The organism is Mycolicibacterium mageritense (assembly GCF_010727475.1).
In the GTDB taxonomy this organism is placed as follows: Bacteria; Actinomycetota; Actinomycetes; order Mycobacteriales; family Mycobacteriaceae; genus Mycobacterium; species Mycobacterium mageritense.
In genome coordinates this window covers 2,402,012-2,419,118 of the sequence record NZ_AP022567.1, presented here as the reverse complement: position 1 = coordinate 2,419,118, position 17,107 = coordinate 2,402,012, and the positions used below count along the sequence as shown (strand labels likewise).

Genomic DNA, 17,107 nt, shown 5'->3' with positions numbered 1-17,107 from the left:
CTCAGGGGACGTAGATCGCGAACTGCTTGACCAGCGGCTCGGTGACGCGGTACTCGCCGCGCCAGCCCTTTGTCAGGGTGAACGAGTCGCCGGGGCCGAAGGTGTGGGCGACGCCGTCGTCGCCGGTCAGGGTTATCGATCCTTGCAGCACCCGGGTGTACTCGTCGCCCGGGTAGCTCTCGATGAACTCGGCGTAGGGTTCGGCGCGCCACGATCCGACCGTGAACTTCTCGTCGGCGCTGGCGAGGTGCACGGCCTCGGTCTCTGCCGGGTCACCCTCGCGCAGGGTCTCGGCGGTGACGTAGCTGCTGGGGGTCATGGCCGCGACGGCGTCGGGGCCGGCGGGGATGAGTGCAGGCATGGATTCTCCTCAGACGGTGGCCGGCTGGACCGGCGTGATGGGTAAGAAGGCACAGGTGCCCGGATTTTCAGGTGCGAGTTCTGCGGTTTCACGCAGATACGGCACCGGGCCCAGCGTCTGCGGTTCGTCGAGCTCTTCGGCGTAGCGGTGACCCGACCACACGGCGGCGGCGATGGTGGCGGGCGCCCACACGTCGCCGATGGCCCGCACGCTCAGCAGGTCCGCGTCGGCCCATTCGCTTTCGCGGCTCAGCAGCTCTTGGTAGAGGCCGTCGTGGGGGAGCCGCGCGGTCACCATGACGACCGAATCCGCGTTCATGGTGCCCTCGTCACCGGTGTAGACGCATGCGGTCCGCACGCCGTCGGCAGTGACGGCGGTGACCGCGGTGTTGGTCCGCACATCGATGCCGGCCCGGATCACGCGCTTGCGGATCCGGGCGACCTCCAAGGTGTTGGTGGTCCATTGCGACACGTGCGCGGCGGGCGTGATCAGGGTGACGTCCATGCCCTCTTTGGCGAGCAGCTCGGCGATCACACCACCCATGTAGTAGTGGTCGTCGTCGAACACCACGACGCGCTGACCGCGCGGGCGCGTGCCCGCCATGATGTCATCGGGGCTCAGAATGTCTGCGCCCTCGGCGATTTCGAGAGGCTTGGTGTGCCAGCGGCCGACGCCGTCGGTGCGCCAGCCTGCGCCGGTGGCGATCACGACGTGGTTGAAGTCGTTCTCGATGATGTCATCGGCAGTCATCTCGCTCTGCATGAAGACCTCGACGTTGTCGAGCTTGGCCAGCTGCTGCTCGCGGTAGTCCACGACGCGGATCCACGCCGAGAGGCTCGGCAGTTTCGACTCGCGCGCAACACGGCCGCCCAGCGTGCGCGTGGCCTCCGCGAGGCTCACGGTGTAGCCCCGGTTGCCCAGTGAGCGGGCCGCTTCCAGCCCGGCCGGTCCGGCGCCGACGACCAGCACCGAGGAGTCGCTGGCCTTGGCGCGGATCTTCTCGGGATGCCAGCCGCGGCGGAACTCCTCACCCATGGTCGGGTTCTGGGTGCAGCGGATGGGAGACATGGTGAAATCACCTGACACGCAGATGTTGCACCCGATGCATTCCCGGATGTCCTCGAGGTGGCCGCTCTCGATCTTGCTGGGCAGGAAGGGGTCGGCGATAGACGGCCGGGCTGCGCCGATGAGGTCGAGCACACCGGTCTTGACCTGGTGCACCATCGTGTCGGGCGAGGTGAAACGACCAACGCCCACAACAGGTTTGGTGGTGAGTGCCTTGAGCCCGCGCACGTAGGGCTCCTGTTCGGCCTCGGGGCCGAACCTGGACGTGACCGAATCGTCCTCCCAGCTGCCCAGCACGAAGTCCCACAGGTCGGGGTGCTCGCCGAGCATGCCGATGACGTCCTCGATCTCGGCCCGCGTGATGCCGTCGTCGCCGAGCAGCTCGTCGACCGAGATGCGGCACGCCACCGCGGCCTTGCCGGCACACATCTCGCGGGTGTCCTCGAGAATCTCGCGCAGCAGCCTCGCCCGGTTCTCGATGCTGCCGCCGTATTCGTCGGTGCGGTTGTTGTAGCGCCGCGACAGGAAGTGGTGCAGACCGCCGATGGCGTGCCCCGCGTAGACGTAAATGATGTCGTATTCGGCCTGCAGGGACCGGCGGACGGCCTCGCGGTGCCAGAAGCGCATGTCGGCGATGTCGGCCTTGGTCATCTCGCGGGCCTGCACCGGGTCGTAGTTCCACGACACGACCGGCAGGTTCTGCGGGCCCAGCGGGGCCTCCCGGCTGATCAGGTTCGGCGAGTTCAAGCCGTTGTGGGCCAGTTCGATGCCGGCCAGGGCGCCGCCCTCGTGGATCTTCTCCGCGATGCGGGCCACGGCGGGCAGATCCTGGTCGTCCCACAGCCGCAGTTCGATGAACGGCCCGATGTCCGAGGTGGGGTGGATCTCGACCTGCTCGGTGCACACCACGGCCCACCCGCCCTCGGCCTTGATCCGGCGCATGTAGGCCTCACCCGACGGGTCGCGGTATCCCATGCCATTGCAGTGCGGCACCTGGTAGAAGCGGTTGCGCGCGGTGACCGGGCCGATCTGTACGGGTTCGAAGAGGATGTCGTACCGGGGGTCTCGCATCGAGTCATTCCTAAAGTTCGTGACGTGGCTCACGCCTGGGCTAACAGCTATCGTCGTGCGCCCCAAAACCTCGGTCAACTAGTGGTTTCAGCGGTTTTGCATCTGTTTTGGCGATGTAGGTGGCCACGGTTCCCCCGATCGGGGGACACGGGTTTGGTCCGGTGGATGGGCCGGTCAGCCGATGGTTGGCGGGGGCGGTGGGCGGCATTCTTATATCAACGCCGGAACACACCGGAAGAAACCTCCAAAAGCCTTACCCGACAAAGGAGTCGACATGACCATCACCCGCCGCATCGCCGCCGGTTTCGCCCTCGCCGCCGCCCCCGCCGTCATATTCCTCGGGGCCACCACGGCCCACGCCGAGGCCTCGCAGACCAACGCGGGCCCCTCGGTCAGCCACCCGGCCTTCCCGAACCAGCACAACTTCCCGCAGCCCGGCACCTCGGTGCATCACCACCACCAGAACAACCACGCCAAGTAAGACCCGACGGCCAGAGCCCGGACGCCACGAGCGTCCGGGCTCACGCCGTTCGTGACGCAGGGGTCCTTTTCCAAGCGCTGTGACGACCGTGCAGCTTGGCTAGACGGATCGGCACTTTCGGCACGACAAGCTGCACAGTCGCTACAGCGCCGCTGAAAGGACTGCGTCGAGCTCCAGCCCGCACGGCATCGGAATTTCCGATGCGAATTGACAGAAAACAATGTTTTACAGCTGCAGGCCCGAGGGGTCACTGTGGGGGCCATCACATTCACGCTCCAGAACAGAGGGTCCACCGTGGAACCACAAGTGGAATCACAGACTGCGCAGGCTGATCGCGAGGTCAAGCACCTCAAGAAGACGTTGGGCCGGCTCGACATCGTGTTCCTCATCGTCGCGGCCGTGGTCTCGATCGAGGCGCTGGGACAGGTCTCGGGATTCGGTGCCGAGACCTTCACGTGGGCGCTCGTGCTCGCGGTGTTCTTCCTGGTGCCGTACGGCCTGATCTTCGCCGAGACCGGCGCGGCGTTCACCGGCGAGGGCGGCGTATACGTATGGTGCCGCAAGGCTTTCGGTCGCCCCGCCGCGGCCATCGCGTCGCTGCTGACCTGGGTCACGCAACCGGTGTGGGTCGGCGGATCGATGGCCTTCATCGCCTCGGAGGCGTGGAGCACCTACGTCATGCACTTCGAGCACGGGTCGGCCGCCGACTACGGGTTCAAGCTCGTCTTCATCTGGCTGACTGTGCTGGCCGCCATAATCAGCCTGCGCCACGGCAAATGGATCCCGAACATCGGCGCGATCCTCAAGATCGCATTCCTGCTCATGTTTCTCGTGACCACGGTGATCTACGCGGTCCGCAACGGTGTCGCCGGACTGTCCGCCAGCGACTTCGCGCCGACCATGGGCGGCCTGCTCGGTGTGACCCCGCTGCTGCTCTTCTCCTACCTCGGGTTCGAATCGGGCAACAGTGCCGCGGGTGAGATGAAGAACCCGGCCCGTGACGTGCCGTTCGCGATCGCGCGGTCGGCCGGTATCGCCGCCGCAGCCTACCTGCTGCCGATCTTCGCGATCCTCATCGTGCTGCCCGCGGACCAGATCACCGGTATCGGCGGGCTCATGGAGGCCGTGTCGACCGTGTTCAGTGTGTACGGCTCGGCCGCTCCGGCGATGCTGACCGTCACGGGCATCATCTTCGCGATCGTGCTCATGACGCAGGGCTCGGCCTGGATGATCATCAGCGACCGCATGCAGGCCATGGCCGCGGCCGACGGCGCGTTCTTCGGCGGCTTCTTCGGCCGCTTTCACCCGCAACTGGGCACGCCCGTTCGCGTCAACCTGCTCTCCGGTGTGGTGGCGACCGTGTTCTGCCTGGTCGCCATGCAGGTCACCGGGTCGTCCGCGGCGATCTTCGGTGTGGTGCTGAGCATCTCGATCTCCACGTTCCTGCTCAGCTACGTCATCGCGATCCCCGCGGCCGTGCGGTTGCGCACACGCTTTCCCGATGTGCCGCGGCCGTTCCGGGTGCCGACGGGCAACGCCGGCTTCCGGGCCCTCGGCGCGCTGTGCTTCGCGTGGGTCGCGCTGGGCTCATGGGTCGCGGTGTTCCCCGGCACCCTGGAGCGCCTGTTCGGGCTCGACTACGACTTCGTCGACACCTGGGGCGTCAGCCAGCTGACCTTCGAGGTCTTCACGTTGGGCACGCTGGTGGTGCTTGGCCTGCTCGGCGCGGTCGGCTACCTACGCGCCCGGCCGGTGCGGGCCGAACGCCCGGTGAGCGCCCCGTTGGAAGGCACCCTTCCTGGTAAGGAAGCTGCGCAGCTGTAATGCTGGTAGCTCCGAAGCCAGAACGGAGTGCCAGCATGCGCCGACGTCCCGACGTCACGCTCACGCAGCTGCGGTACTTCGTGAAGGCCGCGACCTATCTGTCCATGACCAAGGCCGCCGACGAGTTGCACATCGCACAGTCGGCGGTCTCGGCCGCCATCAGCCAGCTCGAACAGCAGATCGGCACGCAGCTGTTCATCCGGCACCGGGCCCGCGGCCTTGCGCTCACCGCTGCGGGTGAGGACATGCTGCGCGATACCCGGGCCCTGCTCGCACACCTCGACGAAGTGCTCGACAGCGCCAGCGGCAGCGTCGATCAGGTGCACGGCACGGTGCGGTTGGCATGCTTCGTCACGCTGACGCCCTTTGTGCTGCCGCGGCTGCTGTCCGATCTCGCGGCGCGCCACCCCGACCTCGAGGTCGAGGTCATCGAGACTTCGGCCGACGCGATCCGTACGGTGCTGCGCAACGGCACAGCGGAGCTGGCCCTGACCTATGACCTGGGGCTCGGCGCGGGCATCGACGCCGAGCCGCTCGGGGTCGCGGCGCCGTATGTGGCGCTGCCGCCCGAACATCGGCTGGCCACCCGGAAATCCATCCGGTTGACCGAATTGTCCGACGAGCCGATGGTGTTGCTCGACCTGCCAGACAGCCGCGACTACTTCGAGTCGATCCTCGCGAAAGCCGGTGTGACACCAACGATTCGGTATCGTTCGGCCAGTTACGAGGCGGTCCGCGGATTGGTCGCGCGCGGGCACGGGTTCTCGATCCTCAACCAGATTCCGGCCCATCGGGGCACGTACGACGGCGGTGAGGTGAGCGTGGTCCCGATCCGTGACGACCTGCCGGGCCTACCGATCGTGCTGGCGCGGCTGCAGTCGGTGCGCAGCACCGCACGCGCGCGGGCGGTCGCCGATGCCGCGCGGGGCATCTTCACGACGCGTGCCGATTGACTCAGGCCGGGAAATCGTTTGGCCGGCAGAGGTTTTCCGGGCTCAGCATGCGCGCCAGGACCGCCTCGTCGACCAGGGCCGAGCGCCGCACCAGCTCAGGGATGGAGGCGCCCGTGGCGATGGCCTCGGCGACCAGTGCGGTCGCGGCCTCGTAGCCGAGCACCGGGTTGAGTGCGGTGGCGATGCTCGCCGATTGCAGCACGGCGTTGTGCATGCGCTCGGCGTTCGCGGTGATGCCTTCGACGCAGCGCCTGCCCAAGACGTTCACCGCGGCGGTGAGGTGGGTGAGTGAGGACAGCAACGCCCTCGCGATGATCGGCTCAAAGGCGTTGAGCTGCAACTGGCCCGCCTCGGCTGCCATGGTGACGGTGAGGTCGTTGCCGATCACCTCGAACGCGACCTGGTTGACCATTTCGGGGATGACGGGGTTGACCTTGCCCGGCATGATGCTCGAACCGGCCTGCACGGCAGGAAGATTGATCTCGCCGAACCCGGCCCGCGGGCCAGACGACAGCAGCCGCAGGTCGTTGCAGATCTTGGAGAGTTTCACCGCGGTGCGTTTGGTGACGCCCGACAGCTGCACGAATGCTCCGACGTCGGAGGTCGCCTCGACCAGGTTGCCTGCCGTGGTCAGCGGCAGGCCCGTGATGGCGCGTAGCCGTGAACACACGAGTGCCGCGTATTCGGGATGGGTGTTGAGCCCGGTGCCGATCGCGGTGCCGCCCAGATTGATCTCGGCGATCAGCGCCATCGCCTCGCCGAGTCGGTCGGCGTCCTCACCGATGGTGACGGCGAACGCACCGAATTCCTGACCGAGCGTCATCGGCACGGCGTCCTGCAGCTGCGTCCGGCCGAGCTTGAGCATGTCGGCGAACTCGACGGCCTTGGCGCTGCAGTGCTCGACGAGTCCGCGCAAGGCGTGTTCGAGGGACCGGCAGGCCATTCCGAGCGCGACTTTCACGGCGGTCGGGTAGACGTCGTTGGTGCTCTGCCCGAGGTTCACGTGCTCAAGCGGATGCACGACGCGGTAGGTGCCGCGATCGTGGCCGAGGAGTTCGAGCGCGCGGTTGGCGATCACCTCGTTGGCGTTCATGTTGGTCGACGTGCCCGCGCCGCCCTGGATCTCGTCGACGACGAACTGGTCGTGCAACGCTCCGCCACGGATCTCGGTGCACGCCGCGACGATCGCCGCGGCGATCTCGCCGTCGAGCAGCCCGAGCTCCCGGTTGGCTTCCGCGGCGGCCTGTTTCACCGACGCGAGGGCGATGACGAGATCGCGGTGCCGCGATATGGGTACGCCGCTGATCGGGAAGTTCTCGCACGCCCGCACGGTGTGCACGCCGTAGTAGACGTCGGCGGGCACCTCGTGATCGCCGAGCAGGTCGTGCTCGGTGCGGGTGCTACCGGCCATGAGGAGACTCCAGCAGACGCCGGCGGATGTGGGTTTCGGTGCAGGCGTCGGCAACGGTGCCTGCCAGCGCGAGCGCGCCCTGCGCGATGGCCGTTTCGGCCGCGGGAGTGACGGTGGCCGCGGCGAATTCGGGCTGGTGGTTGACCGCGGGCAGCGAGTCGATGCCGATGTAGGGATGGATGGCGGGCAGGGTCTGCGACACGTTGCCCATGTCGGTCGACGCGCGCGCCATCATGGTGTCGGGGCCGGTCGCGAAGTGCCTGCCGGCCGCGGCAGCCCGTCGTTCGTAACACGCGAGCAGTTCGTCGTCCGTGCGGAATTCGGCGTACGGCTTGGATTCCGGGGTCACCGTGAGGGTCGCGCCGGACGCCAGCGCGCCGGCCTCGAAGCAGCGCATCACCTTCGGTTCGACCTCGGCCAACTGCGCTAGCGTCTCGGCCCGCACGTACCAGCGGCCCTCGGTGCGTTCGGCGATCGCGTTGGGTGCCTCGCCGCCGCGCGTCATCATGCCGTGCACGCGCACCGACGACGGCAGCTGTTGCCGCAACAGTCCGATCGCGACCTGGGCGATGGTGAACGCGTCGGCCGCGTTGACCCCACGCTCCGGGTAGGCGGCCGCGTGGGCCGACTTGCCGTGGAATTCGATGTGGCTGTGCGACACCGCAAACGGCTGTGCACGGGCCACGTCGACGGGTCCGGGATGCACCATCGCGGCGGCGTGCTGCCCGGCGAAACCGTCACGTTCGAGCAGTTCGATCTTTCCGCCACCGCCTTCCTCGGCCGGGGTGCCGATCACCGAAAGGGTCAGGCCGAGATCGTCGACGACAGGTGCCAGGGCCAGCGCCGCGCCGACGGTGATGGCCGAGATCAGGTTGTGGCCGCACGCATGACCGAGGCCGGGCAGCGCGTCGTACTCGGCGCACAGGGTGATGTGCAGGTCACCGCTGCCGACCCTGGCGGCGAACGCGGTGCCCAGACCGCAGAATCGTTCGGTAACCGCGAACCCGCCATCGGAGAGCTGCTCGGCGACCCGGCGGGCCGAACGCACCTCTTCCCACGCGATCTCGGGGTGGTCGTAGAGATCGCGGGACAGCGCGATCAGCTGCGGGTGCGCCGCGGCGACGCCCGCGGCGATTGCGGTGTCGCTACTGGTCACCCGGAACTCCGTAGGACGGCGCCTGGGTCGGGTCGAGGCCGCGGGTCCGGTAGTCGTTCTTCTGCGGCTGCCACAGCTGCCACAGCTCGGCGAGATCCCCGATCGGATCATCGGAGTGATCGACCCGCAGATCGGTCACGGGCCATGGAACATCCTCCACCACAAGCATTCCGGCGGAGTGCACCGGGCCTGCTTCGCCGCCTGCGGCCAGGGCGGCGCGCATACCGTCGAGCAGCCGGGCCTCGAACGCCTCGGCGGTGCTGTTCGCGTAGCCGGCCAGCAGCTCGGAGATGACAGCCGCGTCGGCGAGCAGATTGCCCGCGGCCACGGCCTGATCGCCTTCGACATGCGTGTGGATGCCGAGGCTTTTGGGTCCGGAGTGCACCGCGGTGGTGCCGTTGGCATCGACGACGGTCACCTGTCGGTACGCCGGGAATTGTTCTTGCGCCAGAGCGGCTTTGAGCGCCGCGTCGGCATCGGAGCCGGCGGCCAGCGCGTCGAGCACAAGCGTGCCGAGGGCCGGGTTGGTGACATTCTGCGACGCAACCACGCCGACGCCGGCCCGGGCGTGGGCACAGCGTGACGCGACCGCGGGACTCGAGGAGGAGATCACGATGCCGAAGGCGCCGGTCGCGGCATCCCGGGCGACGAGCGAGAACGTCATTCGGTCTCCCCGGAGATCACGGCGGTCGCGTCGATCTCGACGAGCCATTCGGGCCGCGCGAGCGCCTCGACGACGAGGCCGGTTGACACCGGGAACACCCCTTTGAGCCAGCGGCCCATGATCCGGTAGACGGTTTCGCGGTACCGGATGTCGGTCAGATACACCGTGACCTTGACGATGTCTCGCAGTGAGCTCCCGGCCTCCTCGAGCAGCATCGCGATGTTGCTCATGGCCTTCTCGGTCTGTGCGGCGACGTCGCCGATGCCCACCGACTCGCGTGTGTCGAGATCCTGGCCGATCTGGCCGCGCAGGTAGACCACGCCGCCCGCGACGACCGCCTGACACAGGTCGTTGTCGAGGTTCTGTTCGGGATAGGTGTCTTTGGTGTTGAAGGGCCGGATGCGGGTGTGGGTCGGTGCCATCAGCTGTCCTTCCTAGTCGGCGGGTGTGTAGGCGAGGTAACTGCGCTGGATCGCGATCTGGTCGGCGAGGTACTTGGCGTCGTGCCACACGCCCCAGATGAAGCTCGACCCGCGCCGGGACTGCCACGGCAGACCCAGGAAGTACACCCCGGGCTCCGACGACACGCCGCGCTGGTGGCGGGGCTTTCCGCTCTCGTCGAACGCGTCGACCTGCAACCAGCCGTAATCGAACGCGAAGCCGACCGCCCAGATGATCGAGGTGATCCCGGCGGCCGCGAAGTCCAACTCGCGAACCGGGTTGGTCATGCAGTCCGGGTCGGGGCCGAGGACGCGGGCCTGTGGTTCCTCGGGCAGGTCGAGTCCGTTGCGGGCGACGTAGGCGTCGGCCTCGTCGAGCATCGACAGGTAGTTCGCATCGCCGGCTTCGATGTTGGCGCGCAGATCGGGCGCGAACCGCATGACGCCGTCGGAGAACGCGCCCGCCATGCCCAGCAGCGTGATGCCGCTCGCGGCGAGCGACCGGAAGTCGACCGTGTGCCCGCCGTGGGCCCCGCTGACCGCGATGGTCACATGCTCGGCGCCGCGCGGCGGTGCCGCCATGTCCCATTTGCCGAGCACCCCCAGCCACCAACAGAAATCACGGCCGCGGTAGCTGCGCGGCGGTCGGTCGTGTGGGCCGACCGCGAGATAGACCTGACGTCCCGACTGCTGGAGTTCATCGGCGATCTGCACGCCCGACGACCCTGCGCCGATCACCAGGACCGAGCCCTGCGGCAACTGCCGGGGGTTGTGATAGGCACTGGAGTGGATCTGGTGGATTCCTGCGGTCTCCGGTACGACCGGCGGGATGACGGGCTTCTGGAACGCCCCGGTGGCCGCCACGACGTAGCGCGCCTCGATGGAGCCGTCGGAGGTCTCGACGTGGAATCCCGGCCGGCCGTGGTGCTTTCGGACCGACTTCACCTCGACGCCGGTGCGGATCGGCGCGTCGACCTTCTCCGCGTACGAGACGAGGTAGTCGGCAACCTGTTCCTTTCCGGCGAACGCATCGGGATCGATGGTGAACTCCTGGCCCGGAAACCGGTCGTGCCAGGCGGGCCCGTTGGCCACCAGGGAGTCCCACCGCCATGACCGCCAGCGTTCGGCGATCCGGTCGCGCTCGAGGACGAGGTGCGGTATGCCCTGCAAGCCGAGGTGTTCGCTCATCGCAATACCGGCTTGACCCGCGCCGACGACGAGAACCTCGGTCTCTTGGCTCGACATCCCAACCTCCACTGTTCGCGCAGAATCGCTCGTTGGGATCTATGATTCAGCCGCCCGCTGTATCTGTACAGCGCATATATTCGATCCAATTCATCTGAAAAATTGATCTGAGCTGGATCAGGCCGAGCGCGAGGATGTCCGCTGCTCGGCCTCGGATGCGGCAAGCCTGCGCCACAGATCGGTCAGGTCGATCTCGTTGGCTTGGCGCGGCCGGTTCCGGTAGTGCCTGCTGTCGTCGTAGCTCTCCGGGCAGCTGTACTTGTGCAGCGTGAGACATTGTGCCGGCCAGCGTGATTCGAGAACACAGTCGAGGTCGATGACCAGCCGGGAACGGCGGTCCACCGCGAATCGGTTGCCCGCGAACGACGTATCGGTGAGCCGCATCGACACGTCGAACAAGTGCCAGCCCCCGTATGCGGTGCGCAGCCACACAGTCTCTTCATCGCAGTGCTTGCACGGTGCGACGACGGACGGTCCATTGCTGTTGTCCAGCATGCCGTCAGCCTACGGGCGGGCACCGACATCCGGGCTCGACACGTCGGCGCCGCCGCGGCGATATTCTGGCGGGGTGGCTGGACAGCGAATTCCGGGAGGCGTGGTGCACCGGCTCCCGGCCGATCTGCGCGCGGCGCTGAGCGGCAACGCCACGGCACTGGCCGCGTGGCACGACATCACGCCGCTCGCGCGCAACGAGTTCATCTGCTGGGTCGAGGACGCCAAACAGGACGCGACCCGCCAACGCCGCATCCGGCGGACGCAGGAGGAACTCGAGGAGGGCAAGCGCAGGCCGTGCTGCTGGCCCGGCTGCAAGCACCGGGAGCGCACCGGCGGGTAGGGCTCTCAGTGGGCCGGAACTGCGCGGCGGGACCGGCCGCGGCGTCGGGTGCGTGGGGGTTCGGGTTCGAACGGCGCGAGGATCAGATCATCGATCATGCGCCGGTAGGTGTCGTCGACCCGGTCCGGGTCGTCACATGTGAAGAAGTCGATCACCAGGCCCTGAATTGCCGCCAGCGCCAACCGCGCTCGAGTCTCGGCGACAGGCCGCGGCATCCCGATGGCCTCCATGCGCAGCTGCGCGTTGCGGGTCAACTGGGCCAGTGTCTCGGAGGTGTAGCGCGCGTACGGGCTGTTCTGGCCGCACGCGGCACCGAACACCTGCTCCAGAATCCGTAGCCGGGCCCGCTGGTCGCCGCGGGTGATCCGCTGCCAGTCGTCGAGGCACCACTGCCGTAGTTCCGCTGCCGTGCCGTACAGCTCGGGTTCCGGGACGTTCTGATCCTGCAGGCTGTTCATCACCGCCAGGATCAGGTTCTCCTTGCTGCCGAAGTAGTAGATCAGCATCCGCGCGCTCGTGCCCATCTCGGCGGCCAGTGCGCGCAGCGACGTGTCGATCACGCCGGTGCGCGCCAGCACCTCGGTGGCCTGCTGAACCAAGCGTTCGCGCTTGGCATGGTCGAACGGCCGGGCCATGCGCTTGACTGTAACAGTTGTTTCGGTTACTGGTGGTGTGGTGGGCGGGACGACAATTGAGCAGTCCCCGCTGCCTGAAATCACCCACGCGCGGGCCGTGCGATCGGCCCGGTCCGTGCGTGTTACGCGGTGGGTGGCCACGGTGGCGGGCCTGCTCGGCTTTGTGCTGAGCGCGTTGACGCCGGTGCTGCCGGTCGTGCAGACGACAGCGACGCTGACCTGGCCGCAGCATGGCGTGCTCGACAGCGTGACGGCACCGCTGATCACCCTGACGCCGGTCGAGTTGACCGCCACCGTGCCGTGCTCGGTCATCGGATCGCTGCCCGCGTCGGGTGGTGTCGTGCTGGGCACCGCGCCTTACGAGGGCAAGCAGGCCACGCTGAACGGACTTTTCGTCACCGCCGGCGCCGACCGCGTCGACGTCATCGTGCGCAACGTGGTGGTCGCGAGCGTGCCCCGCGACCGCGTCGTCGATCCGCGGTGTGAACGCATCGACATCACATCGTCGGCCGCGGGTACCTACGCAACTTTCGTGGGGCTGCCGAAGCCCGACGGCACCGACCAACGCACCGGATATCCGGATCCGAACCTGCGCCCCCAAATCCTCGGAGTGTTCACCGATCTCGCGGGTCCGGCCCCACCGGGGCTGGCTTTGTCGGCAACGATCGACACCCGGTACACGTCGTCGCCGACGCCGGTGAAACTCGCCGCGATGGTGGTCGGCGTCGTCGCGACCGTCATCGCGCTGCTGGCGCTGTGGCGGCTGGACCGGCTCGACGGCCGGCGCATGCGGCGCTGGATCCCCACCCGGTGGCGCACCTTCACCGCGATCGATGTCACGGTCGTCGTCGTCTCAGTGGTCTGGTACGTCGCGGGCGCCGGCTCGTCCGACGACGGCTATCAGATGCAGATGGCCAGGGTCGCCGACCACGCGGGCTACATGTCGAACTACTTCCGCTGGTTCGGCAGTCCCGAGGATCCGTTCGGCTGGTACTACAACCTGCTGGCACTCATGACGCACGTCAGCGACATCAGCCTGTGGATCCGGTTGCCCGACTTGATCTGTGTGCTGCTGTGCTGGCTGCTGTTGTCGCGCGAGGTGCTGCCCCGGCTCGGGCCTGCCGTTGCCGGCAACAAGGCCGCGATGTGGGCTGCGGCGTTGGTCCTCATGGCCGCCTGGATGCCGTTCAACAACGGCCTGCGCCCCGAAGGGCAGATCGCCGCAGGCGCGCTCGTCACGTACGTGTTGATCGAGCGCGCGATCATCTCCAGCCGGCTCACTCCCGCGGCGCTGGCCATCGTCACGGCCGCGTTCACGCTCGGCATCCAGCCGACCGGCCTGATCGCGGTGGCCGCCCTCGTCGCAGGTGGCCGGCCTCTGTTGCGCATCGTCGTGGCGCGGCACCGCCGGGTCGGCACCTGGCCGCTGCTGGCACCCCTGCTGGCCGCCGGATTCGTGGTGCTGACAGTCGTGTTCGCCGACCAGACCTTCGCGTCGGTGCTCGAAGCGACGAAGGTCAGAACCGCGATCGGCCCGAGCCAGCCCTGGTACACCGAGAATTTGCGGTACTACTATCTGGTCCTGCCGACCACCGACGGCGCGCTGTCGCGGCGGTTCGGGATCCTCGTGACCATGGCGTGCCTGTTCCCGTCGATGCTGATGCTGGTGCGCCGCAAGCGGATTGCCGGGGTAGCCCGGGGGCCGGCATGGCGGCTGATCGGCATAATCCTCGGCACGATCTTCTTCCTGACCTTCACGCCCACCAAGTGGATCCACCACTTCGGGTTGTTCGCCGCGGTCGGGGCGGCCATGGCGGCCCTTGCGACCGTGTTGATGGGGCCCACGGTGCTGCGCTCGGCGCGAAACCGGTTGGCATTCCTCACCGCGGTGCTGTTCGTCCTGGCGATGTGCTTTGCCGCCACCAACGGCTGGTGGTACGTGTCGAGTTACGGTGCGCCGTTCAACGACAGCACGCCGCACATCGGGCCGGTCACCGTCAGCGGTGTGCTGTTCGCCGCGTGCCTGGCCACCGGGGCATATGCGGGCTGGCTGCACGTCAGGCCCACCGCGCGCGAACCCCGTTTCGTGCGAACGCTGACAACCGCGCCCGTGCCGTGCGCGGCCGGATTGATGGTCGTGGTCTTCGTGGGGTCGATGCTGATCGGTGTGGCCCGGGAGTACCCGACCTATTCCAACGGCTGGGCGAACCTGCGCGAGCTGTCGGGCGGTTGCGGCTTGGCCGATGACGTTCTCGTCGAACCCGACACCAACGCCGGCTTCCTTACCCCGCTTCCCGCGCAGGGTGGCCTGGCCGGGAAGAATCCGGTCGGCTTCAGCCCCAACGGAGTTCCCGAACACACGCTCGCAGAGGCGATCTGGCAGATCAACCCGCAGCCCGGCACCGACTACGACTGGGACGCGCCCACGGCCCTGGACGCGCCGGGGATCAACGGCTCCAGTGTGCCGCTGCCATACGGACTCGACCCGGCGCGCGTCCCGGTGTTGGGCAGCTTCACGGCCGGACCGCAACAGACCAGCACACTGACCTCCGCGTGGTATCGGTTGCCACCGGCCGACGACGCGCACCCGCTCGTGGTCGTCACCGCCGCGGGCACCATCACGGGAAACAGCGTGCTGTATGGGCACACCGACGCCCAGACGGTCGTCCTCGAATACGGCAGACCCGGCCCAGGCGGGGCGCCGCAGGACGTGGGCAGCGTGACCCCGTACGACATCGGGCCCCAACCCGCTTGGCGCACTTTACGATTCCCGCGGGCGGAGATCCCCGCCGACGCAACGTACGTGCGTGTGGTGGCCGATGACCGTTCGCTGAACCCCGGTGACTGGGTCGCGGTCACGCCGCCGCGGGTTCCCGAGCTGCGCTCGTTGCAGGAATATCTCGGGTCCACCCAGCCGATCCTGCTCGACTGGATGGTGGGTCTGGTGTTCCCGTGCCAGCACCCGATGCTGCACGCCAACGGCGTGATGGAAGTGCCCAGATACCGGATCTCGCCGGACTATCCGGCCAAGCTGCAGAATCCGGACACCTGGCAGGAGGGCCGCAACGGCGGGCTGCTCGGCATCAGCGATGTCCTGTTGCGGGCCCACGTCATGGCGACGTATCTGTCCCACGACTGGGGCCGGGATTGGGGTTCGCTGCGGCGATTCGACACCGTCGTGGACGCCGAACCCGCCGACATCACGCTCGGAACGGCCACCCGCAGCGGGTTGTGGAGCCCCGGGCACGTCCGAATCGAGCCGTAGTTGATTCGAAGTTCATCGGTGCGGCGTTAGAGTCGGGCGTGCCAAGGATCAGCGCCGCGTCGGTGGAGGAACACCGCGAGCAGGTGCAACGCCGCGTGTTCGAGGCGTTCGCCGCGCTGATGGCCGAGCAGAGTTTCGACGCGATCACCATGGCCAAGCTGGCCGCCACGGCAGGCATCGGGCGCACCGCGATCTATCACCACTTCGCGGATAAGGAAGCCGTTGTGGTGGCGTTCGCGTCGCACGAGACCAGCCGCTACATCGACGGGTTGCGGTCCGCGCTGACGGGAGTCGACGATCCCGTCGACCGGCTGGGCATCTACATCCGCCACCAACTCGAGGCCGGCCAGCAGTTCCACATGGGCCTGGGCACGCAGCTCTATGGGGCGCTGTCGACCGACACCATGCGGGCGATCCGCGAGCACGTGGTCGCGGTGGAGGACGTGTTGCGCGAGATCCTGGCCGACGGCGTGGCCGCCGGACGCTTCGTGATCGAGGACGAGGCGTCGACCATCTCGTTGATCCACGCGTGCCTGGGCCCGCGGCACCTGCCGCCCGCGGCGATCGAGCGTTTTGTGCTGCGGGCCTTGGGGAGCGCACCGTAGCTCGCTCCGCCGTGCTAATTTCCTGACAAGTTGTCATAATCGTTTTGACAACTTGTCAGCGATGGGGAGTCTAAGCATGCCGGTGAGCGCACCCGTACGAACCGAGGACGACCGGACCCTGTCCGTTGCCCTGAAAGAGGGGTCGGCTGCCGAGCACGATGCCGCCGAGGGGTCGTCGTTCGTCTCCGAGCTGATGTCCGGGCGGGTCAACGAACAGGGCTATGTCGACTATCTGCTGCGGCTGAGGGGCGTCTACGCCACATTGGAGGACGCCGTGCGGGCGCGGCGCGACGACCCGCTGGTGGCGGCCGTGTACGACCCCGCGCTCGAGCGTCTCGCCGCGATCGACGCCGACCTGGAGCACTGGGCGCCCGGCGCTTCCCGCGAGGCCGCCTCCCCGGCCGCTGCGGCCTACCGCGAGCGGATCGCGGAGGCCTCGTGGGGTGGGGCCCTCGTGGCGCACCACTACACGCGCTACCTCGGCGACCTCTCCGGCGGGCAGGTGATCGGCCGGATGCTCGACCGCACCTTCGAGTTGGGTGGCGCGGGCCTGTCGTTCTACACGTTCGGCGTGCGCACCAAGCCGTACAAGGACGCGTACCGGTCTGCCCTCGATGGGCTGCAGTTCGATGCCGAAGGCATCGCGCGCGCGGTCGACGAGGTCAAGATCGCCTTCCGCCTCAACCAGCGGCTGTTCGACGAACTCGCCGAGAACCTTCCCGCGTACCGCCGCTAGCGGTTGAGCGGGCTGTAGAAGACCAGCCCGTTGCCCTTGTTGTCGTAGACCACGGCGCGGCGCTCGTGTGCGTCGTCGTACGGCGCTTTCACGATGCCGCCGCCGCTCTCCTCGATGGCCTTGGCCGCGCCGTCGACATCGGCCGTCTTGATGCCGACCACGACCTGGCCGGGGATCGGGTGGTCGACAGCGGTCGCGAGCGCCAGCGTGATGGATCCGCCGTCGAGGGCCGCGAAGTGGGCTCCGTCGCGGAACTTGAGCGGCATGCCGAGTGTCTCGCTGTAGAACTTGATCGATTCGTCGAGGTTGTCGGTCGACAGCACGATCATCCGGACGTCCTTGTCACTCATTTTGTGCAGC

The 17,107-nt window shown here is 67.7% G+C and carries 17 protein-coding genes; 7 read left to right on the top strand and 10 right to left on the bottom strand.

Annotation, left to right across the window (positions count from 1 at the left end):
• Window position 1: 1 nt before the first annotated feature.
• Window positions 2-361 (bottom strand): cupin domain-containing protein, encoded by a 360-nt coding sequence (locus tag G6N67_RS11500; RefSeq protein ID WP_036430367.1) that lies wholly within the window; start codon window positions 359-361, stop codon window positions 2-4.
• A gap of 9 nt (window positions 362-370) precedes the next feature.
• Window positions 371-2,497: an oxidoreductase gene (locus G6N67_RS11495; RefSeq protein WP_036430365.1), complete on the bottom strand. Its 2,127-nt coding sequence runs from the start codon at window positions 2,495-2,497 to the stop codon at window positions 371-373.
• A gap of 274 nt (window positions 2,498-2,771) precedes the next feature.
• On the opposite strand from G6N67_RS11495, the gene G6N67_RS11490 reads away from it, so the two are divergent.
• From G6N67_RS11490 to G6N67_RS11480, 3 genes are all read left to right on the top strand, one after another.
• Complete coding sequence (locus G6N67_RS11490) at window positions 2,772-2,978, top strand: hypothetical protein (protein ID WP_036430364.1); 207 nt, start codon at window positions 2,772-2,774, stop codon at window positions 2,976-2,978.
• Between the two features lie 306 nt (window positions 2,979-3,284).
• A complete protein-coding gene (locus tag G6N67_RS11485) occupies window positions 3,285-4,802 on the top strand; it encodes an APC family permease (RefSeq protein WP_036430361.1) in 1,518 nt (505 codons plus the stop codon).
• A 35-nt stretch (window positions 4,803-4,837) separates the two neighbouring features.
• On the top strand, window positions 4,838-5,755 hold the full coding sequence (locus G6N67_RS11480; protein WP_036430360.1) for a LysR family transcriptional regulator: 918 nt from the start codon (window positions 4,838-4,840) through the stop codon (window positions 5,753-5,755).
• Between the two features lies 1 nt (window position 5,756).
• Here the strand turns inward: G6N67_RS11480 and G6N67_RS11475 are convergent, their stop codons facing one another.
• The 6 genes from G6N67_RS11475 to G6N67_RS11450 form a co-directional block, all read right to left on the bottom strand.
• Entirely contained in the window at window positions 5,757-7,166 is a 1,410-nt protein-coding gene (locus tag G6N67_RS11475; protein WP_036430358.1) for an aspartate ammonia-lyase, read from the bottom strand.
• Window positions 7,156-8,322 (bottom strand): M20 family metallopeptidase, encoded by a 1,167-nt coding sequence (locus G6N67_RS11470; protein WP_036430356.1) that lies wholly within the window; start codon window positions 8,320-8,322, stop codon window positions 7,156-7,158. The genes G6N67_RS11475 and G6N67_RS11470 overlap by 11 nt, the downstream gene beginning before the upstream one ends.
• Window positions 8,312-8,986: a DUF1028 domain-containing protein gene (locus G6N67_RS11465; protein WP_036430354.1), complete on the bottom strand. Its 675-nt coding sequence runs from the start codon at window positions 8,984-8,986 to the stop codon at window positions 8,312-8,314. The genes G6N67_RS11470 and G6N67_RS11465 overlap by 11 nt, the downstream gene beginning before the upstream one ends.
• On the bottom strand, window positions 8,983-9,408 hold the full coding sequence (locus G6N67_RS11460; RefSeq protein ID WP_036430352.1) for a RidA family protein: 426 nt from the start codon (window positions 9,406-9,408) through the stop codon (window positions 8,983-8,985). The genes G6N67_RS11465 and G6N67_RS11460 overlap by 4 nt, the downstream gene beginning before the upstream one ends.
• A gap of 12 nt (window positions 9,409-9,420) precedes the next feature.
• Window positions 9,421-10,671, bottom strand: coding sequence for a flavin-containing monooxygenase (locus G6N67_RS11455; RefSeq protein ID WP_036430350.1), 1,251 nt, complete (start codon window positions 10,669-10,671; stop codon window positions 9,421-9,423).
• Between the two features lie 117 nt (window positions 10,672-10,788).
• Window positions 10,789-11,166 (bottom strand): hypothetical protein, encoded by a 378-nt coding sequence (locus G6N67_RS11450; RefSeq protein WP_229481091.1) that lies wholly within the window; start codon window positions 11,164-11,166, stop codon window positions 10,789-10,791.
• A 73-nt stretch (window positions 11,167-11,239) separates the two neighbouring features.
• Between G6N67_RS11450 and G6N67_RS11445 the strand changes: the two genes are divergently transcribed.
• Entirely contained in the window at window positions 11,240-11,506 is a 267-nt protein-coding gene (locus G6N67_RS11445; RefSeq protein WP_036430348.1) for a YdeI/OmpD-associated family protein, read from the top strand.
• Between the two features lie 5 nt (window positions 11,507-11,511).
• Here G6N67_RS11445 and G6N67_RS11440 read toward each other — a convergent pair whose 3' ends face one another.
• On the bottom strand, window positions 11,512-12,141 hold the full coding sequence (locus tag G6N67_RS11440; protein ID WP_051578559.1) for a TetR/AcrR family transcriptional regulator: 630 nt from the start codon (window positions 12,139-12,141) through the stop codon (window positions 11,512-11,514).
• On the opposite strand from G6N67_RS11440, the gene G6N67_RS11435 reads away from it, so the two are divergent.
• From G6N67_RS11435 to G6N67_RS11425, 3 genes are all read left to right on the top strand, one after another.
• Window positions 12,140-15,406: an arabinosyltransferase domain-containing protein gene (locus tag G6N67_RS11435; RefSeq protein ID WP_081812450.1), complete on the top strand. Its 3,267-nt coding sequence runs from the start codon at window positions 12,140-12,142 to the stop codon at window positions 15,404-15,406. The genes G6N67_RS11440 and G6N67_RS11435 overlap by 2 nt on opposite strands.
• Window positions 15,407-15,444: 38 nt before the next feature.
• Entirely contained in the window at window positions 15,445-16,011 is a 567-nt protein-coding gene (locus G6N67_RS11430; protein ID WP_036430346.1) for a TetR/AcrR family transcriptional regulator, read from the top strand.
• 76 nt (window positions 16,012-16,087) lie between these two features.
• Window positions 16,088-16,747 (top strand): biliverdin-producing heme oxygenase, encoded by a 660-nt coding sequence (locus tag G6N67_RS11425; protein ID WP_036430344.1) that lies wholly within the window; start codon window positions 16,088-16,090, stop codon window positions 16,745-16,747.
• Here the strand turns inward: G6N67_RS11425 and G6N67_RS11420 are convergent.
• Complete coding sequence (locus G6N67_RS11420; RefSeq protein ID WP_036430342.1) at window positions 16,744-17,097, bottom strand: VOC family protein; 354 nt, start codon at window positions 17,095-17,097, stop codon at window positions 16,744-16,746. The genes G6N67_RS11425 and G6N67_RS11420 overlap by 4 nt on opposite strands.
• Between the last annotated feature and the right edge of the window lie 10 nt (window positions 17,098-17,107).